This is a genomic window from Halopseudomonas salina (genome assembly GCF_014637955.1).
Classification (GTDB): domain Bacteria; phylum Pseudomonadota; class Gammaproteobacteria; order Pseudomonadales; family Pseudomonadaceae; genus Halopseudomonas; species Halopseudomonas salina.
Genome location: NZ_BMFF01000009.1, coordinates 21,838 through 47,997, shown reverse-complemented (window position 1 = coordinate 47,997; position 26,160 = coordinate 21,838). Strand labels below are relative to the sequence as shown.

The 26,160-nt window shown below is 58.3% G+C and carries 26 protein-coding genes; 9 read left to right on the top strand and 17 right to left on the bottom strand.

Annotated features, from left to right (window positions below; genetic code table 11):
• Positions 1-37 precede the first annotated feature (37 nt).
• The 6 genes from IEV54_RS16170 to IEV54_RS16145 all read right to left on the bottom strand — a co-directional run bounded on the left by IEV54_RS16170 (position 38) and on the right by IEV54_RS16145 (position 8,696).
• Positions 38-694 carry an alpha/beta hydrolase gene (locus IEV54_RS16170; RefSeq protein WP_150279220.1) on the bottom strand — a complete coding sequence of 219 codons (657 nt, stop codon included), beginning with the start codon at positions 692-694 and terminating at the stop codon, positions 38-40.
• 21 nt (positions 695-715) lie between these two features.
• Positions 716-1,282, bottom strand: coding sequence for an elongation factor P-like protein EfpL (gene efpL / locus IEV54_RS16165; protein WP_150279221.1), 567 nt, complete (start codon positions 1,280-1,282; stop codon positions 716-718).
• Between the two features lie 100 nt (positions 1,283-1,382).
• Entirely contained in the window at positions 1,383-4,829 is a 3,447-nt protein-coding gene (mscK, locus tag IEV54_RS16160) for a mechanosensitive channel MscK (RefSeq protein WP_150279222.1), read from the bottom strand.
• A 169-nt stretch (positions 4,830-4,998) separates the two neighbouring features.
• Positions 4,999-6,801 (bottom strand): acyl-CoA dehydrogenase, encoded by a 1,803-nt coding sequence (locus tag IEV54_RS16155; protein WP_188434486.1) that lies wholly within the window; start codon positions 6,799-6,801, stop codon positions 4,999-5,001.
• An 86-nt stretch (positions 6,802-6,887) separates the two neighbouring features.
• Positions 6,888-7,868 carry a serine/threonine protein kinase gene (locus tag IEV54_RS16150; protein WP_150279223.1) on the bottom strand — a complete coding sequence of 327 codons (981 nt, stop codon included), beginning with the start codon at positions 7,866-7,868 and terminating at the stop codon, positions 6,888-6,890.
• Positions 7,869-7,976: 108 nt separating this feature from the next.
• Positions 7,977-8,696 (bottom strand): ComF family protein, encoded by a 720-nt coding sequence (locus tag IEV54_RS16145; protein WP_150279224.1) that lies wholly within the window; start codon positions 8,694-8,696, stop codon positions 7,977-7,979.
• Positions 8,697-8,782: 86 nt separating this feature from the next.
• On the opposite strand from IEV54_RS16145, the gene bioB reads away from it, so the two are divergent.
• The 8 genes from bioB (at position 8,783) to IEV54_RS16105 (ending at position 16,604) form a co-directional block, all read left to right on the top strand.
• Positions 8,783-9,829, top strand: coding sequence for a biotin synthase BioB (bioB, locus tag IEV54_RS16140; protein WP_150279225.1), 1,047 nt, complete (start codon positions 8,783-8,785; stop codon positions 9,827-9,829).
• 144 nt (positions 9,830-9,973) lie between these two features.
• A complete protein-coding gene (bioF, locus tag IEV54_RS16135) occupies positions 9,974-11,149 on the top strand; it encodes an 8-amino-7-oxononanoate synthase (protein ID WP_150279226.1) in 1,176 nt (391 codons plus the stop codon).
• Entirely contained in the window at positions 11,142-11,864 is a 723-nt protein-coding gene (locus tag IEV54_RS16130; RefSeq protein WP_150279227.1) for an alpha/beta fold hydrolase, read from the top strand. Before bioF ends, IEV54_RS16130 begins: the two co-directional genes overlap by 8 nt.
• A complete protein-coding gene (gene bioC, locus IEV54_RS16125; RefSeq protein ID WP_150279228.1) occupies positions 11,857-12,666 on the top strand; it encodes a malonyl-ACP O-methyltransferase BioC in 810 nt (269 codons plus the stop codon). The genes IEV54_RS16130 and bioC overlap by 8 nt, the downstream gene beginning before the upstream one ends.
• Position 12,667: 1 nt before the next feature.
• Positions 12,668-13,348, top strand: coding sequence for a dethiobiotin synthase (gene bioD, locus IEV54_RS16120; RefSeq protein ID WP_150279229.1), 681 nt, complete (start codon positions 12,668-12,670; stop codon positions 13,346-13,348).
• Between the two features lie 77 nt (positions 13,349-13,425).
• On the top strand, positions 13,426-13,734 hold the full coding sequence (locus IEV54_RS16115) for a flagellar basal body rod C-terminal domain-containing protein (RefSeq protein ID WP_150279230.1): 309 nt from the start codon (positions 13,426-13,428) through the stop codon (positions 13,732-13,734).
• A 141-nt stretch (positions 13,735-13,875) separates the two neighbouring features.
• Complete coding sequence (locus IEV54_RS16110; protein WP_150279231.1) at positions 13,876-14,565, top strand: putative metalloprotease CJM1_0395 family protein; 690 nt, start codon at positions 13,876-13,878, stop codon at positions 14,563-14,565.
• 233 nt (positions 14,566-14,798) lie between these two features.
• Positions 14,799-16,604 (top strand): phenylacyl-CoA dehydrogenase, encoded by a 1,806-nt coding sequence (locus tag IEV54_RS16105; RefSeq protein WP_150279232.1) that lies wholly within the window; start codon positions 14,799-14,801, stop codon positions 16,602-16,604.
• 120 nt (positions 16,605-16,724) lie between these two features.
• Here IEV54_RS16105 and yjgA read toward each other — a convergent pair whose 3' ends face one another.
• Positions 16,725-17,240 carry a ribosome biogenesis factor YjgA gene (gene yjgA / locus IEV54_RS16100; protein WP_150279233.1) on the bottom strand — a complete coding sequence of 172 codons (516 nt, stop codon included), beginning with the start codon at positions 17,238-17,240 and terminating at the stop codon, positions 16,725-16,727.
• A 116-nt stretch (positions 17,241-17,356) separates the two neighbouring features.
• On the opposite strand from yjgA, the gene pmbA reads away from it, so the two are divergent.
• Positions 17,357-18,727, top strand: coding sequence for a metalloprotease PmbA (gene pmbA, locus IEV54_RS16095; RefSeq protein WP_150279234.1), 1,371 nt, complete (start codon positions 17,357-17,359; stop codon positions 18,725-18,727).
• Positions 18,728-18,988: 261 nt separating this feature from the next.
• Here pmbA and IEV54_RS16090 read toward each other — a convergent pair whose 3' ends face one another.
• From IEV54_RS16090 to IEV54_RS16045, 10 genes are all read right to left on the bottom strand, one after another.
• Complete coding sequence (locus IEV54_RS16090) at positions 18,989-19,261, bottom strand: HPr family phosphocarrier protein (protein WP_150279235.1); 273 nt, start codon at positions 19,259-19,261, stop codon at positions 18,989-18,991.
• A 2-nt stretch (positions 19,262-19,263) separates the two neighbouring features.
• Complete coding sequence (gene rapZ, locus IEV54_RS16085) at positions 19,264-20,118, bottom strand: RNase adapter RapZ (protein ID WP_150279236.1); 855 nt, start codon at positions 20,116-20,118, stop codon at positions 19,264-19,266.
• A gap of 5 nt (positions 20,119-20,123) precedes the next feature.
• The gene (ptsN, locus tag IEV54_RS16080; RefSeq protein WP_150279237.1) at positions 20,124-20,582 is read right to left on the bottom strand and encodes a PTS IIA-like nitrogen regulatory protein PtsN; all 459 of its coding nucleotides are present in this window, start codon (positions 20,580-20,582) and stop codon (positions 20,124-20,126) included.
• Between the two features lie 27 nt (positions 20,583-20,609).
• Positions 20,610-20,918, bottom strand: coding sequence for a ribosome hibernation-promoting factor, HPF/YfiA family (gene hpf, locus IEV54_RS16075; RefSeq protein ID WP_150279238.1), 309 nt, complete (start codon positions 20,916-20,918; stop codon positions 20,610-20,612).
• Positions 20,919-21,009: 91 nt separating this feature from the next.
• Positions 21,010-22,509 carry an RNA polymerase factor sigma-54 gene (locus tag IEV54_RS16070; protein WP_150279239.1) on the bottom strand — a complete coding sequence of 500 codons (1,500 nt, stop codon included), beginning with the start codon at positions 22,507-22,509 and terminating at the stop codon, positions 21,010-21,012.
• Between the two features lie 83 nt (positions 22,510-22,592).
• The gene (gene lptB / locus IEV54_RS16065) at positions 22,593-23,333 is read right to left on the bottom strand and encodes an LPS export ABC transporter ATP-binding protein (protein ID WP_150279270.1); all 741 of its coding nucleotides are present in this window, start codon (positions 23,331-23,333) and stop codon (positions 22,593-22,595) included.
• 11 nt (positions 23,334-23,344) lie between these two features.
• Positions 23,345-23,875 (bottom strand): lipopolysaccharide transport periplasmic protein LptA, encoded by a 531-nt coding sequence (lptA, locus tag IEV54_RS16060; RefSeq protein WP_150279240.1) that lies wholly within the window; start codon positions 23,873-23,875, stop codon positions 23,345-23,347.
• Complete coding sequence (gene lptC, locus IEV54_RS16055; RefSeq protein WP_150279241.1) at positions 23,862-24,440, bottom strand: LPS export ABC transporter periplasmic protein LptC; 579 nt, start codon at positions 24,438-24,440, stop codon at positions 23,862-23,864. The genes lptA and lptC overlap by 14 nt, the downstream gene beginning before the upstream one ends.
• Positions 24,440-24,964, bottom strand: a complete 525-nt coding sequence (locus tag IEV54_RS16050; protein WP_150279271.1) for a KdsC family phosphatase — start codon at positions 24,962-24,964, stop codon at positions 24,440-24,442. Before IEV54_RS16050 ends, lptC begins: the two co-directional genes overlap by 1 nt.
• 17 nt (positions 24,965-24,981) lie before the next feature.
• Positions 24,982-25,953, bottom strand: coding sequence for a KpsF/GutQ family sugar-phosphate isomerase (locus IEV54_RS16045; protein WP_150279242.1), 972 nt, complete (start codon positions 25,951-25,953; stop codon positions 24,982-24,984).
• Positions 25,954-26,160: the final 207 nt, after the last annotated feature.

The following is a 26,160-nucleotide window of genomic DNA, read 5'->3' as shown; positions in this document are numbered from 1 at the left end:
TTGATCAATATCTGTCAGGGTGCTTAGAGCGTTTTGCTTATAAGCTCAGGCGTTGACGCAGCCAGCCATTGATATCCGCGATCTCCTGCGGGCAGACCTCGTGGCCCATGTTGTAATCGTGCCACTGTGGGCGATGTCCGGCTTTCTCCACAAGATCGTGGGCCAGCCGGCCCATTGCGTGGGGCACCATTGCGTCCTGACGGCCGTGGGCAAAGAACATGTCGAGCTTTTTGTCAGTCTTTTCCAAAAGGTCTTCGATCGTTGGGCCATAGGTAGAAAGCGCCATGACGCCGGCCAAAGGTAGCCCCGATTGCAGGGCAGAGTGCAGTACCACAGCGCCGCCCTGGGAAAAGCCGGCAAGGATAATACGTTCGACCTTGATCCCCTTGGCGATCTGCTCGTCCACAATTGCGCGCACTGTATCGGCTGATTCCTGTAGTTGTTCCTGGCTGATTGCACGTGCCGGAGACATGCCGATAATGTCGTACCAGCTGGGCATCGGCATGCCGCCATTGATGGTAACGGGGCGCGTTGGCGCCTGGGGGAAAATGAACCGCAAGCCGTGGCCGGCAGGCAGATTCAGTGCATCGACGACCGGTACGAAGTCGTAGCGGTCAGCGCCCAGGCCGTGCAGCCAGATAATGCAGGCATCTGCCTGGCCGGGCGGATCGATAACCAGTGGTGATTGACTCATTAGGTAGCTCCTGTTGCCGCGTCAGGCGCGGGACATGAATTTTCCGGATTCGGTATTGATACGCACCACTTCGCCGGTTTCCAGGTACTCGGGTATCTGAATTTCCAGGCCGGTGGCAAAGCGTGCAGTCTTGGTACGGGCGCTGGCGGAAGAACCCTTGATCGCCGGGGGCGTTTCCTCGATGGGCATTTCCACTACAGCGGGTAGTTCGACTCCGACCAGATTGCCCTCGACAATCAGGCCGTAGAGACCGGCAACACCGTCGTGAATATATTCGATCTGGTCTTCGATCTGATCGGCGCTGAGTGTGAACTGGGCGAAGTCCTCGTTATCCATGAAGGTGTAGCCGTCGACGTCCTGATAAAGATACTGAATGGCGCGCTTCTGGAAGTCGATGGGTGCGAGCATGTCATCGCCGGTCAGGCTCTGATCGAGCTTCTGCTTGGTCTGCACGTGGTTGAAGCGCACCTTGTACAGTGTGGTTCCGCTGCGCGAGGAGGGACTTTTCACGTCGATCTGCGACACGATGTAAGGTTGACCGTTGATCTGGACGATCTGGCCTTTTTTCAGTTCTGCGGCTCTGGGCATGACGCAACACACTCGATAGAGGAAAGGCGGCTATTGTGCTTGTTAGGCCATGAAAGCTTCAAGCATGGATCCGCGCTAACAGGCCTGAACCTGCATGCGTTCAGACTGTAGGACTGTCCGGGCCGGCGCCTAACACCGACTCACTGTCTGGCGACGCCGGCTTTGGCTGCGACGCGGCACCGGGCCTGCCGTCGTTGGTGCTCCGCGGCGAATCTTCCGGATCCTGGTCGGGGTGCGCAGGGCTCCTGTCCTCGCGCTGACTGAAGATCAGTTTTTCCAGTCCTGCACTGGTACGCAGATTGACGTCCAGCTGGCGGAAGGCGATTTCGATACCGTTCTCCGCAAAGAGTTTGTCGATATCCCGATTGATCTCGTCGATGGCGAGATTGCGATCTATCAGTTCGCGTACATGGACCCGCAGTTCGTGGTCAAGGGTGCTCTCGTTATAAGCCAGGAACAGCACCAGAGGCTCAGGGTCATCCAGTACCCGGGCGTTGTTTCTCGCGGCCTGCATCAGCAGTTCACGCGTTTTTGCCAGGTCTGATCCGTAGGCCACCCCGACCTTGATGATTACCCGTGTCACGGTATCTGAAAGGGACCAGTTGATCAGGTGGCTGGTCACGAACGTCTTGTTCGGAACGATGATTTCCTTGCGGTCAAAATCGGTGATGGTAGTGGCGCGAATGCGTATGCGGTTCACCGTGCCTGACAGTTCACCGATGGTCACCACGTCACCAATGCGGATCGGTCGCTCGAACAGAATGATCAGACCTGACACGAAGTTGGCAAAAATCTCCTGGAGACCAAAGCCCAGCCCCACACTCAGGGCCGCCACCAGCCATTGCAGCTTGTTCCAGCTCACCCCCAGTGCAGACAATCCATACACCACGCCAACGCTGACAATCACGTAGCTGAGCAGAGTGGTGATCGCATAGCTGCTGCCCTGACGCAAATTCAATCGTGACAGCACGAGTATTTCCAGCAGCCCAGGCAGGTTGCGTGCAAGGGTCACGGTCAGGACTACTATCACCAGGGCGCCCAGTACATCGCCGGCACTGATCGGAGCCATCATCGGATTGTCCGAGGTGCCCTTGTTGTATTCCCAAAGGGTGACCGACTCAAGGTAGGAGGTCGCGCTCAGCAGATCAGCCCAGGTCAGGTAAACCAGCACTGCAAAGATGATCGACAGAATCAGGCGCGCCAGGCGCAAGGATTGCTGGTTGATCTGGCGAATATCCATTTCGGGCACTTCGACGCCCATTTCCGCGTCCTGGGGTTCGCGCGGCTGCGCTGCTTGCCGTTTGTTCAGGGCGCGTTGGTAGGCCAGTCGCCGGCCCGCGACGTTCAAATTGCGGGACACGGTGCCCTGTACAACCATCCATCCGGCAATCAGGTACAGGGTGATAAAGAAGCGGTCAGCCAGTCGCGTGGCGGTGTAGTGATACCCCCAGAACGACATGCCGGCCAAAGCAAGGGGTGCCAGCACCAGAAGCAGCGTGGCGCCGAGGTGCAAAACCCTTGAATGGTAAAGCGGCTCTGTTTTCCACATGACCCGCCCCAGCAGCAAGCTCAGGAGCAACATGCCGATCACCATGGTCAATCGGCCGATGACATCATTACCCAGGTGCCCGGGTGCTGCTGCATTCAGCGCGATGACCAGTACCAGCGGCAGCAGTACCCAGGATACGTTGCGGATGAGGTGATGCAGACGTGTTACGAGTTGGCTATCCCAGCGAAAATGCCGGATAGCGATACCCTTGGGCTCAAGTACACGGTATAGAAAATGCAGTACAAACCAGGCTACCGCAAGCTTCATCAGGGCGGTGCCCACCGCCGGCAAGGGCGCCGGATCGCCAAGGGTCAGCAAAATGCCGATACCACAGAATATAACGGGTATTGGTAGCACAATGAGAGCGATCAGGCCCAGGGCCCTGGGTGTATGTTTGGCACTATCGTGACGGAAATGTCCCACATCTGCATTGATGTCACGTAATTGCGCGCGCCACCGGCGGCGGCGCCAGGCATACACCACCAGGAGCAACGCCAGAAGCGCCGGACCTGGCCAGCGAGCGCTCACAGTCGATGCCAGGGTGCCTGCCTGCTCTTTGAGTTTCAGATCATCGAATTGATTGCTCAATTGCCCGGGCAAGGCCTGCATCCAGGGCTTGTCTATCGGACGGCTGCTGGCGACCCAGAAGAGTTGATCATCGATGGTCCGGCTCAACTGACGACTCAGTTGCTGTAGCTGGCGCTGGTTGATCTGCAGTGTGATTGCCAGGCTGAGCAGCGTGCTGATGTTGTTGCTCAGTTGCTCGGTCAGAAGCGAGCGACTGGCGATCACTTCGCGTATGTCATCGCGCAGCAACTCACGCTGCTCTGTGGGGATCGGTGAAAGGAGCTTTTCCAGATAGGCCTCCGGCGTGGCCAACTGTTCGCGGAGTTGATTGAGCTCGAACTCGCGCAGACGCAGATCAGCTACCCGATCGGCGATACGTGTATCCAGTCGCACCGTTGGCAGAGCCTGTTTCTGCTGATGGAGGATACGGGAAAGCAGGGCACTGCCTTCCAGCACATTGATCTGCTGCTCAAGGGCGTTTTCGATTTGCGTCGCACTGTCGATTTGCTGCTTGGTAATGATGTTCTTGCGGGTCAATTCACCCATTTCGGTCGTCGCGGCAAGCAGTTCCTCACTAAGGCGGCGGTTCAGGCTGCCCTGTGTCTTGAGCAAGTCATGGTTTGTCGCGCCGCGCAGGGCCTGTGCGGTGGTATCACTGACAGTTTGCTCAGACTGACTCAAACGTTTGTCATTGATGACATCCTGCAATGCCTGGATCTCGAGTTCAATATCGGCAATCTGCTGGCTCATCAGGGCACGGCGCTGGCTGGACAAGTCCTGCAGCACACTGTTCACCGCCAACTCCTGACGTAACAGGTCGCTGGTGTCTTTCAGACTCCGTTGTTCGGCTTTCAGCATGGCCATGCGAGCGGCTTTCTGAGGGCCGTCGGTCTGCCGCTGTAGATTGCGCAATTCCTCGGCTATAGCCTGATTACGTGCCTGGTTGGCGGTCACTTCGGCTTGAGTTCGCTCCGGGCGGGTCTGGGAAGCAATCAGGTTGCTGTTGATCGCTGTCAGTTGGTTCTGCCAGTCGAACATGGTGGTGACTTTCTCGGTCAATCTTGTTTCGAGCACTTCAAGGCTCTGGCTCTCGAACGCGGTGCGAATGCTGTCGATTTCCCGGGGCTTGATAGTGTCCACGCGCTGGCGGAGCCGCCGAATTTCTTCGGGAGCGCTTGCCAGCAAATCCTGTAGCTCCTTTAGCTCCGCAGCCTTGGCCTTGCTCTTGCGTAAATAATCGATCGTATTCTGATATATCTCCTGCAGTTCCTGTTTTTCAGCATCTGGCGTGCTGCTGGTGGCAAGGGTTTCAAGTTTTGCTTCGGCTTCTTTCAGCGCGTCAGTCAGCTCATCCGCGGCTGCAGTCGCCCCTGCAAGAAAAAATTGGGTGATCAGAATGAAAATCAGCAAAGGGCTAAAGTAGCGCAGCATGGGGCTTTTTCCGGAGGGGAGCTGGGAGCAGCGTAGCCTTCCTGTCGAGGCTTGTGAAGCAACCACAGAAAAGGCCGCACATATGGCGGCCTTTTCTGATGCTGACAACGTGAGTCAGGTCACATTGGTGTTGGACGATCCGGGCCCTTGGGCCACAACTGGGTTCGGTTCAGAACCAGCCGTCCTGCATTTCCAGGCAGGTCACATCACGACTCTCGAGAATCTGCAGTGCGTGGTGGCAGCCTGGGATTTCCCAGGTCAGGAAGAACCGCGCGGCCTGCAACTTACCCTGGTAAAAGTCGGCATCTGCTGCCTTGCCCGAATCCAGGCCACGTTGGGCATGCACTGCCTGCTCCAGCCAACGCCAGCCGATAACCATGTGGCCAAAGGTATTCAGATACAGGGCCGAGTTTGCCAGCGCCTCGTTGACCTTGCCCTGCATCATGTCGCCGAGCAGCGCCTGGGTGACCTTGCCGAGATGGGCATGCAGCTTCTCCAGCGGTTCGCGGAGTGCGTTCAGCGAATCGTACTCACGGGCCTTGCTGCAGGTATCCTGGATCAGGCTGGACAGTTGCTTAAGTGCGGCGCCCTTGTTCATGGCCACCTTGCGGCCCAGCAGATCCAGAGACTGGATGCCGTGGGTGCCCTCGTGAATCGGATTGAGACGGTTGTCGCGGTAATACTGCTCGACCGGATATTCACGTGTATAGCCGGCACCACCGAGAATCTGGATAGCGTGTTCGTTAGCCTTGAGGCAGAACTCGGACGGCCAGGACTTGACGATCGGCGTGAGCAGATCGAGCAGTTCAAGGGCGGTCTTGCGCTCCTCTTCGGTTTCCAGGGTCTCGGTATCATCGAACAGGCGTGCAGCGTAGAGGCCCAGATCGAACGCGCCTTCCACATAGGCTTTCTGGGTCAGCAGCAGGCGCTTGATGTCAGTGTGCTGGATGATCGACACCTGTGGCGAAGACGGGTCCTTGCCATCGGGTAGCCGGCCCTGGGGACGATCACGAGCATATTCCAGGGAGTACAGGTAGCCGGCATAGCCGAGCATGACCGCGCCCATACCCACACCGATACGTGCTTCGTTCATCATCTGGAACATGTACGACAGCCCGTTGTGCGGCTTGCCTACCAGATAGCCCACGCACTCGCCTTTTTCGCCAAAGTTCAACGCGGTTGAGGTGGTGCCGCGCCAGCCCATCTTGTGGAACAGACCGGCCAGGGCAACGTCGTTGCGCTCGCCGACGGTGCCGTCATCATTGACCAGAAACTTGGGCACGATGAACAGCGAAATGCCTTTCACACCGGGGGGAGCATCGGGCAGCTTGGCCAGCACCATGTGCACGATGTTTTCCGAAAGCGGATGGTCGCCACCGGAAATATAGATCTTGTTGCCCTTGAGGCGATAGCTGCCGTCCTCGGCAGGTTCTGCCTTGGTGCGGATATCCGACAGCGACGAGCCGGCATGCGGCTCGGTCAGCGCCATGGTGCCGAAGAAGCGACCCTCGATCATAGGCTGCAGGAAGCGCTCCTTCTGCTCTTCGCTACCAAAGTTCTCGATCAGGTTGGCTGCGCCCATTGTCAGCATTGCATAAGAGGAGGTGGCGGCATTGGCTGACTGGAAATGCGCAAAGCAGGCCTGGGACAGCAGGTTGGGCATCTGCATGCCGCCCTGCTCGAAGGTGCGCGTTGCATTCAGAAAGCCGGCTTCGAGGAAGGCGTCGACGGCCGGTTTCACTTCCGGGATGAGCTCGGCCGCACCATCGACGTACTTGGGCTCGTTCTCGTCGCTCTTGCGGTTGTGCGGCGCGAAATACTTGTCGGCAATGGTGCGCGCAGTATTGATAGCCGCGTCAAAGGTCTCACGGTTGTGATCGGCGAAGCGAGGGCGCTCGGTCAGGCCTTCGGCATCCAGCACTTCGTAGAGTTCGAAGGCCAGGTTGCGTGAATCAAGTAGGGTATCGGACATGCTCGGTGCCTCTGTGAAAAGTGCGTGCAGTGTATGCAGTCAAAAGGTGACTGAAAACGGCCATTGATATCTCTTATGCCGTCTGATCAGAACAGCCGAAGCAGCGGCTCATCAAGCGCCGCGCGCTGCTCGCGCAGGGTCAAGACCTGGTCTGCCCAGTACCGCTCGCTGGCAAACCAGGGAAAGTGCCGCGGAAAGGCCGGATCGTCCCAGCGACGTGCCAACCAGGCGCTGTAATGTACCAGACGCAATGTTCTCAGCGATTCTATCAGAGCCAACTGGCGTGGATCGAAGTCGTGAAACTCGTTGTAACCTTCTACCAGCTCGGCCAGTTGGGCCTGACGCTGGTTATGGTCACCAGACAGCATCATCCACAGATCCTGAATTGCCGGGCCCTGCCGGCAGTCGTCCATGTCGACCATATACAGGCTTTCGTCTCGCCAGAGCAGGTTGCCTACATGCAGATCGCCGTGAAGCCGGATCGTTTTGTACGGGACTGCTTGCATGCGCTGGTCGATCACCTGCATCAGGTCGTCGGCAACGGAGAAGTACGCCGGACGCAGATTCTCGGGTACTACGCCAGAGTCGCGCAGCCAGGCAATACTGTCGTGGCCGAAGCTCTGCACAGTGAGCGATGGTCGGTGTTCGAAGGGGCGCATCGCTCCCACCGCATGCAGGCGACCAACCAGACGGCCAAGCATCAACAGGTGGTCGGGATTATCCAGTTCCGGTGCGCGTCCACCAAAGCGCTTGAACAGGCTGAAGCGAAAGCCGGCAAACTCGAACAGCGTGCGGCCTTCGACCTGCATCGGCGGAATGACTGGAATGTCCCTGTCAGCCAATTCGAGCGAATAGGCATGCTCCTCGAGTATGGCTTCATCGCTCCAGCGCACAGGGCGGTAGAATTTGGCAATCAGTGGCTGTGCGCCCTCAATACCTATCTGAAAAACCCGGTTCTCGTAGCTGTTCAACGTTAGAGTGCGTGCATCACTGAGAAAGCCAAGGGACTCCACCGCATCGAGCACGGTGTCGGGTGTCAGTAGAGCAAAGGGGTGTTGCGAGTCCATGGTTGAGCAGCCAGCAAGAATAGACGGTCATGTTCGCGCTTATGACCGCAAGCCGCAAGCTTCAAGCGACAGAGCTAGGGTGCCGGTGGAGATTTGCCGGGGGATGGCTCAGGGGGTTCTGGCTATGCACCAGATGCTCACGCTGGCAGCGCCGGCCTCTATCAATGTCTGACTGGCTGCGTCGGCGGTGGTACCGGTAGTCACCACGTCATCGACAAGAGCCAGATGCAGGCCGGTAACCGCCGCCGTTGGCGGAGATTGAAAAGCGTTGGCCAGATTGCGTTTGCGATCATTGGCACTTAGCCCCTGTTGTGCCGCGGTGTGGCGCACCCGCCGCAGGCTATGCCTGCACAGTGGGAGCTGCAGATATCTGGCCACCGGACCGGCGATTTCCTGGGCCTGATTGAAACCGCGTCTGGCCTGGCGCTTTGGATGCAGCGGCATAGGCAGCACCCGGTCGGGCAACGATTGATCATGTTCGCTGTAGTGAAAATGAACTGCCTCAGCCAGTAGGCGCGCCAGGAGTCTGCCGTAGATCAGTTGGTCGTGATATTTGAAGGCTGGAATCAGGCTGTCGATGGGGAAGCGGTACAGCAGGGGGCTGACCACCTGTGCAAAGGTGGGGTTGCGCAGCTGACACTTGCCGCACAGCTGGTTGTCTACGGGGAGCGGCAGGGCGCAGCGTCGGCATTGGCTGTGCAGCCAGGGCAGATCTGTGCGGCAGGCGTCGCAGATTCCGCTAGTGGTCTGGGCGCCGTCGCCCAGGCACAACAGGCAACGGCTCGGATGGCTATTAATTAACCACTTGTAAACCTGCGATATGTTCAATGGTTGACAGCCTCCTTGCCGCCGTTATCATGCGACTCATAGCTTCAACCAACTCCGTTTTCCGTGCAACCGCCAGGATCTAATTCATGACAGCCTCAGTAACCCGCCACAACTGGACACCGGCAGACGTGCTGGCCCTGTTCCGTCAGCCTTTCAACGACCTGCTGTTCCAGGCCCAGACCGTTCACCGCCAGCATTTCGATGCCAACCGGGTGCAGGTCTCAACGTTGCTGTCGATCAAGACCGGTTCTTGCCCAGAGGATTGCAAGTATTGCCCCCAGTCCGGCCACTACAACACTGGCCTGGAAAAGGAAAAGCTGCTGGAAGTGCAAAAAGTGCTGGATGAGGCCGCTGCAGCCAAGGCGATTGGCGCAACCCGCTTCTGTATGGGCGCGGCATGGAAGCATCCTTCCGAGAAGGACATGCCCTACGTTCTGGAGATGGTCAAGGGTGTACGCAAGTTGGGTCTGGAAACCTGCATGACCCTGGGCAAGCTGACCAAGGAGCAGACAGCTGCACTGGCCGACGCCGGGCTGGACTACTACAACCACAACCTGGACACCTCCCCCGAATTCTATAGCAGTATCATCACCACTCGCACATTCGGTGATCGCTTGGAAACGCTTTCCTATGTGCGTGATGCGGGCATGAAGATCTGCTCCGGCGGTATTCTGGGTATGGGTGAATCCATTGAGGATCGCGCTGGTCTGCTGATCCAGTTGGCCAACCTGCCAGAGCATCCCGAGAGTGTGCCGATCAACATGCTGGTCAAGGTCAAGGGCACGCCGCTGGAAAACGAAGAGGATGTTGATCCCTTTGATTTTATCCGCACCCTGGCCGTAGCGCGCATCATGATGCCCAAGTCCCATGTGCGTCTGTCTGCAGGTCGCGAACAGATGAACGAGCAGACCCAGGCCCTGGCATTTTTCGCTGGCGCCAACTCGATCTTCTACGGTGACCGGCTGCTGACCACCTCCAATCCGCAGGCCGAGAAAGACATGCGTCTGTTCGAGCGTCTGGGCATCAAGCCCGAAGAGCGCCAGGAGCACGACGACGAAGTGCACCAGGCCGCGATCGAGCAAGCCCTGGTCGAGCAGCGTGATAGCGAAATGTTTGTTAACGCGGCAGGCTGATAAACAGCAGCCGCAAGCTTCAAGCTTCAAGTGACAAGCTGCGGGTGCTCTCGGCACCCTCAGGGTGTCCCCGATCAATTCGACTATCAGTGCGCACGGTCAGCTTGCTGCTTGAAGCTTGCCGCTTGCAGCTGTGTGAGCCATATGTCCTTCGACCTGTCGTCCCGTCTTGCCGAGCGCCGTGCCGCTCACCTGTATCGTCAGCGTCCGCTGCTCGAGTCGCCCCAGGGCGTTAGGGTGACGGTGGACGGGCAGGCATTATTGGCATTTTGTAGTAACGATTACCTGGGGCTGGCCAACCACCCGGAAGTGATCGATGCATTCACCCGGGGTGCGCGCCAGTGGGGTGTCGGTGGCGGCGCCTCGCATCTGGTGGTCGGTCACAGCGAACCACATCATCAGCTGGAAGAAGCCCTGGCGCACTTTACCGGTCGGCCGCGAGCACTGCTGATGTCCAGCGGTTATATGGCCAATATCGGCGCGGTGACGGCGCTGGTCGGCAAGGGCGATACCATTTTGCAGGACCGTCTCAATCACGCATCTCTCCTGGATGCGGGCCTGCTCAGTGGCGCGCGGTTCTCGCGTTATCTGCACAATGACCCGGTCAGCCTGGCATCCCGGCTGGAAAAGGCCGTGGGAAATACGCTGGTTGTGACTGACGGGGTGTTCAGTATGGACGGCGATCTTGCCGACCTGCCTTCCCTGTGTGCGACCGCACGAGCCAAGGATGCCTGGGTCATGGTGGATGATGCCCACGGTTTCGGCTGCCTGGGCAGGAACGGCGGCGGCATTGTCGAGCATTTCGGCCTGGGCATGGGGGATGTCCCGGTATTGATAGGTACCTTGGGCAAGGGTTTTGGTACCGCGGGCGCCTTTATTGCTGGCAGTGAGGAGTTGATCGAGACATTGATTCAATTCGCCCGACCATACATATACACCACTAGCCAGCCACCCGCAGTGGCATGCGCCACACTGGCCAGTCTGCAGTTGCTGCGCGATGAACACTGGCGCCGCGATCACCTGCAGCAACTGATTACACAGTTTCGCGCCGGCGTTGCCGAGCTCGGGCTGGAGCTGATGGACAGCCCTAGCCCCATTCAGCCTATTCTGGTGGGTAGCAGCGCCCGCGCGCTGGCATTGTCTGCCGCGCTGCGTGAGCAGGGGATTCTGGTTACCGCGATTCGTCCGCCGACTGTACCCCAAGGCACCGCCAGATTGCGCGTCACCCTGTGCGCCGCTCATAGCGAGGATGACGTGGGGCAACTGATAGCCGCCCTGAAGCATGCGCTGACCAAACTGCCGGAGCAGACACATGACTGATATCAGCTTGCTGCCTGGCTGGGCGATGGCCCCAACAACAATGCAGTCGCTGCGTGATGCCCTGCTGGAGCGCTTGCCAGCCAGCCGAGTGGGGTGTCATGCGCTGCCAGCAATCCAGCTTTCCAGCATGGAGCCGGATTTGACCGCGCTGGCTGAGAGCCTGAAGCCGGGCGTGCTGGTTGGCTGGTCACTCGGAGGCATGCTCGCACTACAGCTGCAGCGTCGTTTTCCCGAGCGCTTCAGCGCGGTAGTTACTATCGCCACTAATGCCTGTTTTGTCGCGAGAGCCGACTGGCCGACCGCGATGCCGTCTGACACTTTCAAGCAGTTCTTCGCGGATATGCGCAGCGAGCCAGAGAAAACGCTGAAGCGTTTCGCACTGTTGGTGACGCAAGGCAGTGCGCAGCGTCGCAGTCTGGGTAAGTTGCTGGAGTGGGACCGAGCCGATCACCAGCAACGCCTCAATGGTCTGGCGTTACTGGCGGTTGTGGACAATCGTGTGCCGCTATCGCGCAGTGTAGCGCCGATGCTGCATTGCCTGGGCGCTAACGATGCTCTGGTGCCCGCTGATGCGGCTGGGCCGCTGGAACGCCTGGCTGAGCCAGGCGTGGCGCGGGTGGTTGTACATCCAGAGGCCAGCCATGCGATCGTGCTCGAGCAACCCCTCTGGCTGGCCGATCAGATCGCCGGTTTCCTGGAGACCGCCAATGTCTGAGACAGCGATAGACAAGCAACGGGTCGCGGATTCATTCAGTCGCGCCGCAGCTACTTACGATCAGGCGGCAGCCTTTCAGCGGAGTGCGGGGAGTAACCTGCTGGCACGCATACCCGCCCAGCTGCAGGCGCATGAGATCGTTGATCTGGGTGCGGGCACGGGTTATTTCACCCGAGCTCTGACGCAGCGTTTTGCGGTTGCCGCAGCAGGTCTGGATCTGGCCGAGGGCATGCTACGTTTTGCCCGCCAGTGCAATGGTTCCGAACATGCCCTGCTCGACAGGCAACCGCGCTGGGTAGTGGCTGATGCAGAGGCTCTTCCTCTGCGCCCGGCCTCCCAGGATCTGATTTTTTCCAGTCTGGCGCTGCAGTGGTGTCCCGACCTTGCGCGGGCAATCGCAGAAGCGCGGCAGGCGCTGCGCCCGGGCGGTTGTCTTGCTTTTAACACTCTGGTTGAAGGGACGTTGTTCGAGTTGCAACGTGCCTGGCAGTCGGTGGATGCTTTCGTGCACGTCAACCGATTTATGCCTTCTGACGAGCTTCGACAGATTCTGGCCGCATCCGGTTTTTCGCATTGGCGTTGTGACTTAGAGACCCACGTGCTGCGGTATGGCCAGCTAGGCGAACTGACCCGCGAGCTCAAGGCATTGGGCGCGCACAATATCAATCAGGGCAGGCCGGGAGGCCTCACCGGGCGCGCGCGACTGCGCGCTCTGACCCAGGCTTATGAAGCGTTCCGCCAACCCGAAGGGCTGCCCGCTACCTATCAGGTCGCGCAAATTCTCATGTTCAAGGAGTCATGACATGCTCAAGCGTTATTTTGTGACTGGCACCGACACTGAAATCGGCAAGACCACCATCGCCTGTGGCTTGTTGTGTGCAGCTCGACGCACAGGGCTTACCACTGCAGCGGCCAAGCCTGTCGCGGCTGGCTGCGAGCGTACCAGCGAGGGCCTGCGCAATGAAGATGCCTTGGCCCTGCAGGCCCAGTGCGATCCGGCATTGGCCTACGAGCTGATCAATCCAGTCACACTGGAGGCGGCTATCGCACCGCATATTGCAGCGAATGAAGAGGGTGCGAATCTGACGGTCGAACTCCTCGCCGGTGGTTGCCTGCAGGTATTTGATCGCAAGGCCGAATTTACCCTGGTTGAGGGCGCGGGTGGCTGGCGCGTTCCTCTCAATCCGGAGCAGACCCTGGCTGATTTGGCACGCGAACTCCGGGTACCGGTCATCATGGTTGTGGGTATGCGCCTGGGCTGTATCAACCACGCTATTCTTACGGCTGAAGCGATCGCGGCGGATGGCATCGAGCTGGCCGGCTGGGTTGCAAACCAGGTGGACCCTGACATGAGTCGTCCACAGGAGAATCTGGCTACACTGAAAAAGTTGATACAGGCGCCTTATCTGGGCTATGTGCCCTGGTTGGAAGATGCTACCGCGGATCTTGTGGCGGATTTTCTGGATATAACACCGCTGGTCTGAAAGCGGTAGCGGGCCGGTATTCCAGGTAGTGGCTTTGTGCTTCAATAGCAGTGTTAACACACCAAGGAGTTATGCTCATGGCTAGTCTCGATTTGATGTCAGCCGGCATGAACAGTGTCCGTCAGGGTCAGTACCGTGCGTCGACTGCCGCAGCAGAAATTGCGCGCGTGGGCGTCCCTGCCGATCCGGCTGCCTCTCAGGCTGTACCGCTGCAGCCTGCCATCGACAAGCCCGCGGCTACTACCGCAGTGGACAGCAACCGCCCGGTCAATCTGGTAGACAGCCTGGTCGAAATGCGACAGGGTCAGCGCGAGGTCGAGGCGGGTTCTTCCGTTATCGATACTGCTTCTGAAGTGCTTGGCACTCTTCTGGACGTGAAGGCCTGATTTAATCAGGCCATTGGAACGCCCGTGAGCAGCATTGGCTCGTATTCTCCTTTTCCATCCTACATACCGCCGTCCGCTCGTGCGGAGCCCGCGCGCGGTTTTTCTGCGGGTGATCAGTTTCCCGTAGCAGTTTCCGCAGGTATGGCAACTGCCGCCCCTGGTGAGGGGGAGAATCCGCCAAGTGGACAATCTGCCGGTATCCGTAACGATCTGCCGGGTTCCCTAGTCGGAGAGGGCGGCGTTGCGAAAGAGTCGGACGATAGCTCGCAGCGCGAGGCGCAAGTTCGCCAGGAGCTGGCGAGCAGAGAAGCCAGGCTGGAAATGATCGAGCAGGCCGAGATTCAGGACCTGGCAGCCAGGGATCGTGAGGTTCGCGCCCACGAGCAGGCGCACATGGCCGTCGGTGGTCAGTACGCGGGTGGCGTCAGTTACGATTACAGTCGTGGACCCGATGGGCGTCTTTACGCGACGGGTGGTTCGGTCTCGATTGACATATCCCCTGTCTCAGGTGATCCGGCAGCGACCATCAACAAGATGCAACAGGTGCAGCGTGCCGCGCTGGCACCGGCCGAGCCCTCCGGACAGGACCGGGTAGTCGCCGCCCAGGCGGCGCAACTGATTGCCCAGGCGCGCTCAGAAATCGCTTCCAGCACCGTGGAAGCTGAACCGCGGTCTGCTGCCTCCGGGAATGAGTCCGGTGAGGCAGAAACTGATGTCATAGAGCAGCCGGATGCCGCACCGGTGGTGTCCGGCTCCCGGGAGCTGGCCACCTATCGCCAGATAGATTCCTCGTCACAGTATGCACAGGCAACCTTCAGCGCCAGCGCCTGAATCTGCCGTATCTTTCTGCTTCCCTTCCTTCGTACTTCAGCCGTTGTTTTGTGCATTGCAAGTAATGGTGCGTGGGCGCGGGCAGGTTACAAATAATTCCCGGGCCAGCGGATGACTGGGGCTTGACATATCTAAGGTCTAAACGTATGTTTCAAACGTCTGTTTGAATCAGCACCTAGTCCGCAGCCAACAGCTGCTCTTGAATCCCGTTTCAACCGTTGAGGTCAAGTACCATGCCAGATTACAAGGCTCCCCTGCGTGACATCCGCTTCGTCCGTGACGAAGTCCTGGGATATGAAGAACACTACAAGAGCCTGCCCGGCTGCGAAGACGCGACGCCGGACATGGTTAACGCCATTCTCGAAGAGGGCGCCAAATTCTGTGAGCAGGTGATTGCCCCCCTGAATCGCGTGGGCGATACCGAGGGCTGTACCTGGAGCGCGGAGGGCGTCAAGACCCCGACCGGTTTCAAGGAAGCCTACGCTCAGTACGTTGAAGGCGGCTGGCCTAGTCTGGCCCATGATGTTGATCATGGCGGCCAGGGTCTGCCCGAGTCACTGGGTCTGGCAGTCAGCGAAATGGTTGGTCAGGCAAACTGGTCCTGGGGTATGTACCCTGGCCTGTCACATGGTTGCATGAACACCATCGCGCAGCACGGCACTGACGAGCACAAGCACACTTACCTGACCAAGCTTGTTTCTGGTCAGTGGACAGGCACCATGTGCCTGACCGAATCCCATTGTGGAACGGATCTGGGCATGCTGCGTACCAAGGCAGAGCCCCAGGCTGACGGAAGCTACAAGCTCAGCGGTACCAAGATCTTCATCTCTTCCGGTGAGCACGACATGGCCGAGAATATCGTCCACATCGTTCTGGCCCGCCTGCCCGACGCACCGGCTGGCACCAAGGGTATCTCGCTGTTTATCGTTCCCAAGTTCCTGCCTGACGCGAATGGCGAGAAGGGTGAGCGTAACGGCGTGAACTGCGGTTCCCTTGAGCACAAGATGGGTATCCACGGTAACGCTACCTGCGTGATGAACTTTGACGGCGCTACCGGCTTTTTGATCGGGCCACCGAACAAGGGTCTGAACGCCATGTTCACCTTTATGAACACTGCCCGCCTGGGTACTGCTCTGCAGGGGCTGGCCCATGCTGAAGTCGGCTTCCAGGGTGGCATCCAGTACGCCCGTGATCGTCTGCAGATGCGTTCGCTGACTGGTCCGAAGGCGCCTGAGAAGGCGGCTGACCCGATCATCGTGCACCCTGATGTACGTCGTATGCTATTGACCATGAAGGCCTTTGCCGAAGGCAGCCGCGCCATGGTGTACTTCACTGCCCAGCAGGTGGACATCGTCAAGAACAGCCAGGACGAAGCACAGAAGAAGCAAGCTGACGCGCTCTTGGCCTTCCTGACTCCTATCGCCAAGGCGTTCATGACTGAAGTCGGTTTTGAAGCGGCTAACCATGGCGTACAGATCTACGGTGGCCACGGTTTCATCGCCGAGTGGGGCATGGAGCAGAACGTGCGTGATGCCCGTATCTCCATGCTGTATGAAGGCACTACCGGTATTCAGGCACTGGACCTGCTGGGTCGCAAGGTACTGATGACCCAGGGCGAAGCGCTCAAGTGCTTCACCAAGATCGTGCACAAGTTCTGTCAAACCGAAGAAGGCAACGAAGCTATTTCCGAGTTTGTAGCGCCGCTTAACGCGTTGAACAAGGAATGGGGCGAGCTGACCATGAAGATCGGCATGGCAGCGATGAAGGACCGTGAGATGGTTGGCGCGGCATCTGTCGATTATTGCATGTATTCCGGTTACGCCTGTCTGGCCTACTTCTGGGCTGACATGGCTCGGGTTGCTGCAGCCAAGCTGGCTGAAGGCACCTCCGATGCCGCTTTCTACCAGGCCAAGCTGCAGACTGCGCGTTTCTACTTCCAGCGCATCTTGCCGCGTACCCGCACGCATGTAGATGCGATGCTGTCGGGTGCTGACAACCTGATGGATATGCCGGAAGAGAACTTCGCACTGGGCTATTGATAGATCTGGAGGGATAGATCTGGCCGGATAAGTCCTGCCGGGTTGACCCGATTGGCAAGATAGAAGGCCGCTCCCGAAAGGGCGCGGCCTTTTTTTGCGTGCGGCGCGGAGGTGAGTGGCTCAGAGGTCCTGTTCGACGGTCTCGCGCACCAGTTTGAAAATCTTCCGCGATGCCGCTGGTGGTTTGTTCTCGGCAGCTTCCTTGGCGGCCTGGCGTATCAGCTGGCGTAATTGCTGACGATCAGTCTGAGGGTAGGCAGCCATGAACGCTTCCTGGTCCTCGGCATTACCTGTGAGTAGCCGGTCACGCCAACGTTCGATCTGATGGAAATGTTGGGCATGGGCTTGGCTGCTGCTGTCGAGCCGATCCAGATAAGCGCGAATGGCATCGATATCCTGATCGGGCATCTGTTTGCCAACAAAGCTCAAATGCCGTTTCAGCGCACCGCGGGCGGTGTGACGCGGCGCCTCTTCCAGAGCGGCGAGCAGTTTGTCGGTCAGGTTAAGCTTGGCCAACTGGGCAGGTTTGAGGTCAATCAGTCGGCGCCCAAGGGCGCGCAGCTCATCGCGCTCACGTTTGAGCTGCGATCTGCTGACGCCCTCGTCATCCTGTTCCTCGTCGTAGAAGTCTGTCATGGTCACCTCGTTGCGGCCCGCCTCTGGTTACTACATGCGGTTACTTTTCAATGCGCCATGATACCCGTTCACAGCGGGGCTGTCCGCGGTACAATGCCCGCCTGAGAGGAGATTACATGACCGATTACCAGCCCACCCGACAGGAAGATCCCCATGCGCTGCGCCAGGATACCCTGCGTCAGGAACTAGAACAGCGAGTTGCCTTTATTCTTGAAGAGTCACGTCGCCAGGGTGCGACTGCCTGTGAGGTAGGCGTAAGCCAGAACACCGGACTGTCGGTTGCGGTGCGTCAGGGCGAAGTGGAAACCGTCGAATTCAATCGCGACCAGGGTTTTGCGATCAGTCTTCACGTTGGGCAGCGCAAGGGCTCGGCTAGCACTTCCGATACCTCCGACGAGGCGATCAGTGCGGCGATCAAGGCAGCCCTGGGTATTGCCCAGCATGCTTCAGAAGACAGCTTTGCAGGTCTCGCTGATCCTGAGCTTATGGCCCAAGACCTGCCTGACCTGGACCTGTACCACCCCTGGAATCTGGACGCCAGCGAGGCCATCGAGCGAGCGCTTGCCTGCGAGGCTGCTGCCCTGGAAACCGACCCTCGGCTCACCAGCGACAGCGCTAACGTGAGCACTCAGAAGGGTTGCCGTGTCTATGGCAACAGCAACGGTTTTATCGGTAGTTCCATGGGTACCCGGCACAGTGCTTCTGCAGTGATGATTGTCGCGTCCGACCAGGGCATGCAGCGCGATTACTGGTACGACGTAGACCGTCAGGCGGGCAATCTGCCGAGTCCGCAAGCGCTTGGACGCAAGGCCGCGCAACGCACGCTGGCTCGGCTCGGCTCAAGACCGATCAAAACGGCCAAGGTCCCGGTATTGTTCGCCGCGGACCAGGCTGCAGGCCTGCTGGGGCACCTGATTGGCGCGATCGCCGGCGGCGCGGTTTATCGTCAGTCCACCTTTTTACTTGATGCATTGGGTCAGCCTATCTTCCCAACCTGGGTGAGCATTGATGAGCGGCCCTATATGCCGCGTGCACTTGGCAGCTCGACGTTCGATGGCGATGGTCTGGCCACCCGCGAGCAGGCATTTGTCGATCAGGGCAGGTTGATCAGTTGGGTACTCAGCACCTACTCCGGCCGCAAGCTTGGACTGCCCAGTACCGCTAACGCTGGTGGCGTACATAATTTGCACATCACCAGTAACGCTGGCGATCTCGAAGCTTTGCTGCAGGAGATGGGTACGGGGCTGCTGGTCACCGAACTGATGGGGCAGGGCGTCAATGGCGTTACCGGAGACTATTCTCGCGGAGCCGGTGGGTTCTGGGTGGAGAATGGCCAGATTCAGCACCCGGTTCAGGAAGTGACCATAGCTGGCAACCTGAAGGATATGTTCGCTAATCTGCGTTGTGTGGGATCGGACATCGAGCGACGCGGGAATAATCTGACCGGGAGCTGGCTGGTGGACGGGATGACGGTGGGAGGGGAGTAAAGCAGCGGCAAGCGGCAAGCTACAAGCTACAAGCGGCAAGCGGGAGTCTGGCTGAGTTGAGGTTCAGGTTTGTATCGAAAGAATCCGCCTGGATTCCCGCCGAGGGTATGACGGAATCAGTTGGGTGCTGAAGACAATGGAGCAGGTGTTGCAGGGAGCGCACCATTAGAGTTAACAGGCCGCAGCGTGGCTTTGGCTTTGGCTTTTAGCTTGAGGCTTGCCGCTTGTAGCTTGCCGCTTGAGCCTAGCGGCTTGCCGCTTTCACTCCCCCTCTTCGAAATAATCCTCAATCAATGCCAGCAGTTCCTGCATCGCCTGTTCAGCGTCGTCACCTTGGCAGGTGATGCAGACTTCGCTGCCCTTGCCGGCTGCCAGCATCATGACCTGCATGATGCTTTTGCCATTGACCTGATCTTCTTCTGTTGAGCCGATACGTACTTCACAGCCGTGTCGATTGGCTACGCCAACGAACTTGGCTGCAGCTCGGGCATGCAGGCCGAGCTTGTTGATAATCAGCGTGCGCCTGGTGAGCATGGTCAGGGAATATCCCTGTGGCGGATAAGCATGTTGGCTGTTTTGCTGCCCAGAGCCTGCAAAAGTCGTTCGGCAATATAGACCGAACGGTGGTGCCCTCCGGTGCAGCCAATCGCAATGGTCATGTAGCTGCGTTCACCAGCGGCGTAGCGCGGCAGCCACTTGCTCAGAAATCGATGTATGTCCTCGAACATTTCCTGGGCGTCGGGTTGGGCGTCGAGAAAGTCGCGAACAGGTTGATCCTTGCCGGAGAACTGCCTCAGTTCGGGTTTCCAGTAAGGGTTGGGCAGGCATCGCACATCAAACACCAGATCCGCATCAACGGGTACGCCCCGCTTGAATCCGAAGGACTGGATCAGAACGGACGGCGCACTACCCTGGCTACCCAGCAGACGCTGCTTCAGGGTGTCGCGTAGCTGGTAGAGATTGAGATGGCTGGTATCGATCTTCAGGTTGGCTAGGTCGATGATAGGCTCAAGCAGACGGAGCTCGGCCGCTATTGCTTCGGCCAGGGAGTGGCTCTGGTCGGTGAGCGGATGCTTGCGGCGGGTCTCTGAAAAACGCTTGATCAGCACTTCATCGGTGGCAGCAAGAAAAATCACGTCACAGGTAATGCCACTATCACGTACCTGCGCCAACAGCTCGGGAAACCGCTGCAAGTCACTGCGCAGATTTCTTGCATCGATGCTGATGGCGACCTTGGGTAATTGCATGCCTGATTTGTTGGCCTGCCGTGCCAGGTCTGGCAGCAGCCCCGCGGGTAGATTGTCGATGCAATAAAACCCGTTATCTTCCAGCAGGTGCAGCGCGGTACTTTTGCCGGACCCGGAACGACCACTGACTACAACAAGATGCATGGCGCTCAGGTATCCGAGTCTGTAACGGTCATGATGCGATAAAGCTCATCGGCATCGTCCGCTTCGCGCAAGGCTTCACGCAGGCTAGCCTGGTCAAGCTTTTCGGCAAGCATCTTGAGTATCTGTAAATGCTGTTCGGTGGCTTCCTGTGGGACCAGCAGCACAAAGATAAGGTCCACCGGTTCTCCGTCCAGTGCATCAAAATCAATTTTCGATTGCAGCTGGAACAGCGCGCCTACCGGTTTATGGCAATCCTCCAGCCGACAGTGGGGTATGGCTATACCGTTACCAAAACCGGTTGAGCCAAGTTTCTCCCTGGCTATCAGGTTCTGGTAAATGCTGTCGGGATCAAGATGACTATGTTGGGCGATCATCTTGCCGATCAGCTCGAGCATCTTTTTCTTGGAGCCCCCCTGCACACCGGCAAAGGTGCGCTGGGGGGTCAGTATGTGATCAATTTGCATGGGTTTTGGCTACGGTTGCCTTAGCGGTTAGCGGTCGTTGACGCCTTGCTGGCGATTGAGGTTTTTTTCCTTGTGCTTTATCAGCTGCCGATCAAGTTTGTCGGTCATCAGGTCAATGGCGGCGTACATGTCTGTGTGCTCTGCGTTGGCGACTACCTCGCCGCCGGCTACATGCAGGATAGCTTCAGCTTTCTGTCGGAAGTTCTCGACTTCGAGTATGACCTGAACATTGGTAATCTTGTCGAAATGTCGCTCCAGGCGGGACATTTTCTCGTTCACGTAATTGCGCAGTGGATCGGTAATGTCGAGCTGATGACCGCTTAGGTTCAGTTGCATATGACTTCTCCTGATTGGCTTGATGAAGCAGGGAAACGAAGTCGATTCCCCATAATGCCGTATTTCGTGCTCTGCGTATCAGGCCCGCCGGTCAGACAATCCGCTTACGTTCGCTCGACGGAGCGATATTGAGCGATTCGCGGTACTTGGCGATGGTACGACGGGCTACATCAATTCCCTGCTCTTCCAGTAAACCAGCGATCTTGCTGTCGCTCAATGGTTTCTTCGGGTTTTCTGTCGAGACCAGTTTCTTGATCAGCGCGCGGATCGCCGTGGAGGAAAATTCGCCGCCTTCAGAGGTGCCGACATGGCTGGAAAAAAAGTACTTAAGCTCGAAGATACCCCGAGGCGTGTGCATGAATTTCTGCGTAGTTACCCGCGAGATCGTTGATTCATGCATACCTACGGCTTCGGCTATGTCGTGCAGCACCAGGGGCTTCATTGCTTCTTCACCGTACTCGAGAAACTCGCGCTGGTGCTCGACAATCTGAGTGGCCACTTTCATCAATGTTTCGTTGCGGCTTTGCAGGCTCTTAATGAACCAGCGTGCTTCCTGCAGGTTATTGCGCAGGTAGGTGTTGTCTGTGCTGGAGTCGGCACGCCGTACCATGGAGGCGTATTGGCTGTTGACCCGGATCTTGGGAACAGATTCCTGATTCAGCTCGACAATCCAGCGGTTGCTGTCGCGGCGCACAATAACATCGGGGATCACATATTCGGGTTCACCCGAAGCTATTTCCGAGCCGGGGCGGGGGTTGAGCGTCTGGATCAACGCGATAACGCGACCCAGCTGGTCTTCCTTGAGCCGTGTGCGACGCATCAGCTGACTGAAATCGCGACTGCCAAGCAAGCCCAGATGATCGCGCACGACCTTCTGTGCCTGCTCCAGCAGCGGGGTGTCGGCCGGCAGCTGGCGCAGTTGCAGCAGCAGGCACTCGCTCAGATCACGTGCCCCTACACCCACGGGTTCGAACTGCTGGATTCGGTGCAGCACCATTTCGATTTCGTCGAGCTCCACTTCGCGCTCCGGGTCGATGGAGGCAAGGATCTCTTCGAGAGACTCCTCCAGATAGCCGTCTGCATTGATTGCATCAATGATCGATAGTGCAATGAGCTGGTCGGTTTCCGAAAGAGGAATCAGGTTCAGCTGCCATTCCAGGTGGCTTTGCAGCGTTTCACCGGTACCGGTGCGGGAAGTGAAATCCCAGTCATCATCATCGCCGCTGGGGAGCGAGCTTGCCGATGTCTGATAGACATCTTCCCACTGGGTATCTACGGGCAAATCGCTAGGAATCTGTTCATTCCAGTTGCCTTCCTCGGCGGCCTGGGAGTGCTGATCAATGGCGTCCATTTCAACCGGCTCGGGTACGGAGACGGCGGGGGCATCGTCGTTGTCGGCTCCATCTGATCCCGAGCCGCCATGATCATCGTCAGCCTCGTCAGCCATTTCCAGCATCGGATTAGCTTCAAGGGCCTCCTGAACCTCCTGTTGGAGGTCGAGACTCGACAGTTGGAGCAGTCTGATGGCCTGCTGCAGCTGCGGCGTCATGGTCAGCTGCTGCCCCATCTTGAGGACGAGCGTAGGTTTCATTATCGGACGTATTACCTTATGCGCTATTACTGGCGTTGGTGCGAGGCTGGCCTGAGGCTAGCATGCCTGAATCGACCCTGTTTTTATAGCCGGAACTCTTGGCCCAGATACACATCCTTGACCAGCTGATTGTCGAGTACGGCCTGCGCGTTTCCCTCGGCGATAATATGCCCATCGCTGACGATGTAGGCCTTGTCGCAGATGTCGAGTGTCTCGCGCACATTGTGATCGGTGATCAGCACGCCAATGCCCTTGTCCCTGAGATGCTGAATGATCTGTTTTATATCGTTTACCGAGATCGGATCCACACCGGCAAAGGGCTCATCGAGCAGAATGAACTTGGGGTCACTTGCCAGCGCGCGAGCTATCTCAGCACGACGGCGCTCGCCGCCGGACAGACTCATGCCCTTGCTGTCGGCCAGATGATGGATATGAAATTCGTGCATCAGGGAGCTCAGCTTGTCGAGCCGGCCCTGCCGGTCCAGATCCTTGCGAGTCTGGAGTATCGCCATGATATTGTCGGCCACACTCAGCTTGCGGAAAATGGATGCCTCCTGGGGGAGGTAGCCGATGCCCTGGCGAGCCCGTCCATGCATGGGCAGATGGGTGACGTCGAGGCCGTCTACCAGTATGTGACCATGGTCGGCCTTCACCAGCCCGACAATCATGTAGAAGCAGGTGGTCTTGCCAGCGCCATTAGGGCCAAGCAGGCCAACTACTTCGCCACTGCGGATGGACAGGGACACATCCTCAACGACCTTTCTCGTCTTGTAGGCCTTGGCCAGATGGCGTGCTTCGAGGACGGTTGCAGCAGATTCGGTCATGGCGGGCCCGGTCATGGATTGGCGGCTTCATCGCGTTGGCGGGGCTGGATCACGATTTCGATGCGCCCCGGTTCGCCCGAGTCACCCGCCGCCGGTCGTCCCGCGTCTACCACCTGTTCATTGATGTCGTAGCTGACGAAGTCACCCTGAAAGGTGTTGCCGCGCTGCTCCAGGCGTGCCTGGTCGATCAGTACTACGCGTTCGCTGTCGGCAAAGTACTCGATGGTCTGCGCGCGGGCGTTCACTTCGCCGTCGTTTTCGCCGGGGGTCTGAGTGTAGGTAGCGGGGTTTCCCGTGCTGGTGATCTTGCTCACCGCACCGGCACTGTCGGTAGCCAGCGTGACCTGGTTTCCAGTGAGGCGCATGCTGCCCTGGGTAATAATGACGTTGCCCCGGTAGACCGCAGTGTTGCGGCGCTCATCCAGGGTGGCACTGTTGGCCTGGATTCGGATCGGCTGGTTGCTGTCCTGAGGTAATGCCATTGCCGGCAGGCTGGCAACCAGCAGCAGTGCGACCACCGGCAGGAATTTATTGAAGCTCATGCTGACCTCGTACGTTGGACAGCAGCTCCAGGCGGCCGTCATCAAGAAAAACCTGCATGCCGTCAGCAGTGGTGACGCTGCCAGCGGTCTCGATTCTAACGCTTTGTGCCGTTTCGGCATAATCACGCTCGGGAAACAGCGTCAGAGCCTGCGTGGTCATGCGTGCCGAGGGCTCAGTGGGATCCTGCCGCTGCAGCAGTACATCGGTGTTCAATTGCACTTGATTGCCGCCTTTGGTTACGGCGCCCTGTTGCGCCTGCAGCAACCAGGGGTGCTCTTCGCCGGGGCGATAGTACAACAGGTTTGGCTGTTCAAGCTGCGTACTGTCATCGGTGCGTTGATGCGTTGCCCGGGTGCTACGCAGCTGGTATGCCGGTGTCCCCTGTCCGTTGAACATGAGTATCTGCGTATTTTCCATGAAAAAATCCGGTTGCAGCGGGTCGGTCACCAGCGGCTCCTGGTCGAAGGAGGAGGGCCGAATATTGAAATACCCCACGGCCAGTGCCAGGGCTACTGCCAGGCCTATCAGTCCGGCAGTGCGTAAGTAGCGTGGGATAGCAAACATCAGAGATAAGCCTCGCGTGCTTTGCCAAGTGTGCCCTGCGCGCCCATTATCATTTCGCAGAATTCCCGGGCTGCTCCAGCGCCGCCTGCTGCACGGGTGACGCAATGGGCCTGCTCGCGCACAAAGCTGTCAGCCGTGGCCACCGCCACACCCAGTCCGACGCGGCGCATGACCGGAAGGTCTGGAAGATCATCGCCCAGGAAAGCGATCTGCTCGAGCTCGAAGGGCAATATCTCGCGTAGCTCGGCAAGTGCGTTGAGTTTGTCTTCGCGCCCCTGAATCAAATGCTTGATGCCCAGATTTGCTGCGCGGTTTTCCACCAGCGGTGACTTGCGACCACTGATAATCGCCACTTCAACGCCCGAAGCCATCAGCATCTTGATGCCGTGGCCGTCCAGGGTATTGAAGGATTTGAATTCGGTGCCGTCAGGCATGAAGAACAACCGGCCATCGGTAAGCACTCCATCGACATCGAAAATCGCCAGTCGGATGCCGGCTGCGCGGCGGCTCAGGTCAGCACTCATGCCTGATTCGATCGAGCTCATACTACCCCCGCGCGCAACAGGTCGTGCATATTCAATGCGCCCACCGGTCGGCCATCCGGGTCAACTACAAAAAGCCCGTTGATCTTGGCGTCTTCCATGATCTTCAATGCCTCGGCAGCAAGGGCGCCCTGGCTCACTGTCTTGCACTGCGGGGTCATCACCAGGGAGATGCTCGAGGTGTGGATATCCAGGTTCTGATCCAGTGTGCGACGCAGGTCGCCGTCGGTGAATATGCCAGCGAGCCTGCCCTGTTGATCGGTAATCCCTGTGAGACCCAGGCCCTTGCGGGTCATCTCCAGGAGCGCGTCGCGCAGTGATGTTTGCGGGGTAACCATGGGCATCCGCTCACCGTCGTGCATTATATCGTCAACCAGCAGCAGTAATCGGCGTCCCAGTGTGCCCCCGGGGTGAGAGAAGGCAAAATCCTCGGCGCTGAAGCCGCGGGCTTCGAGCAATGCAATAGCCAGGGCGTCGCCCATGACCAGCGCAGTAGTAGTACTGGATGTCGGCGCCAGATTCAACGGGCAGGCTTCCTGCTCAACACCGGTATGCAGGTTGGCCAGAGCCGCCTTGGCCAAGACCGAGTCGGGATTGCCGGTAATACTGATCAGCGGTACCCCGAGACGCTTGAGCAGCGGCAGCAATGTGACGACTTCGGCAGTGTTGCCGGAGTTGGACAAGGCGATGACCACGTCCTGCCGGGTGATCATGCCCATGTCGCCGTGACTGGCTTCGCCCGGATGCACAAAAAAAGCAGGGGAGCCAGTGCTGGCCAGAGTGGCCGCAATTTTCTTGCCTATATGTCCGGACTTGCCCATGCCGGTTACAACAATGCGTCCTGTACATGACAGCAGGGCATCACAGGCTTTGACGAAGCCCTCGTCAAGGCGCTCAAGTAGGCTGTGAACCGCGTCGCGCTCCATCTCGATGCTACGCCGCGCGGAAGCGGTAAAATCAAAATCAGGCATATGCACACTTCGTCTGTTGGCAAGCGTGAGAGTATAGCGCCTTGTCTCCTTTAACTCATCCGTTGCCAGTCTTGCCGCCGCTGTTAAGTCCGCACAAGGGTGGCATTGTGTTGGCGAATATTGCGCGGCGGTTTTATTGTGCAGCCCTCACTTGGGCTGGATACACCAAACTGTTATATTAGCGCGTTCATTTTGCCCGCCTTGCGC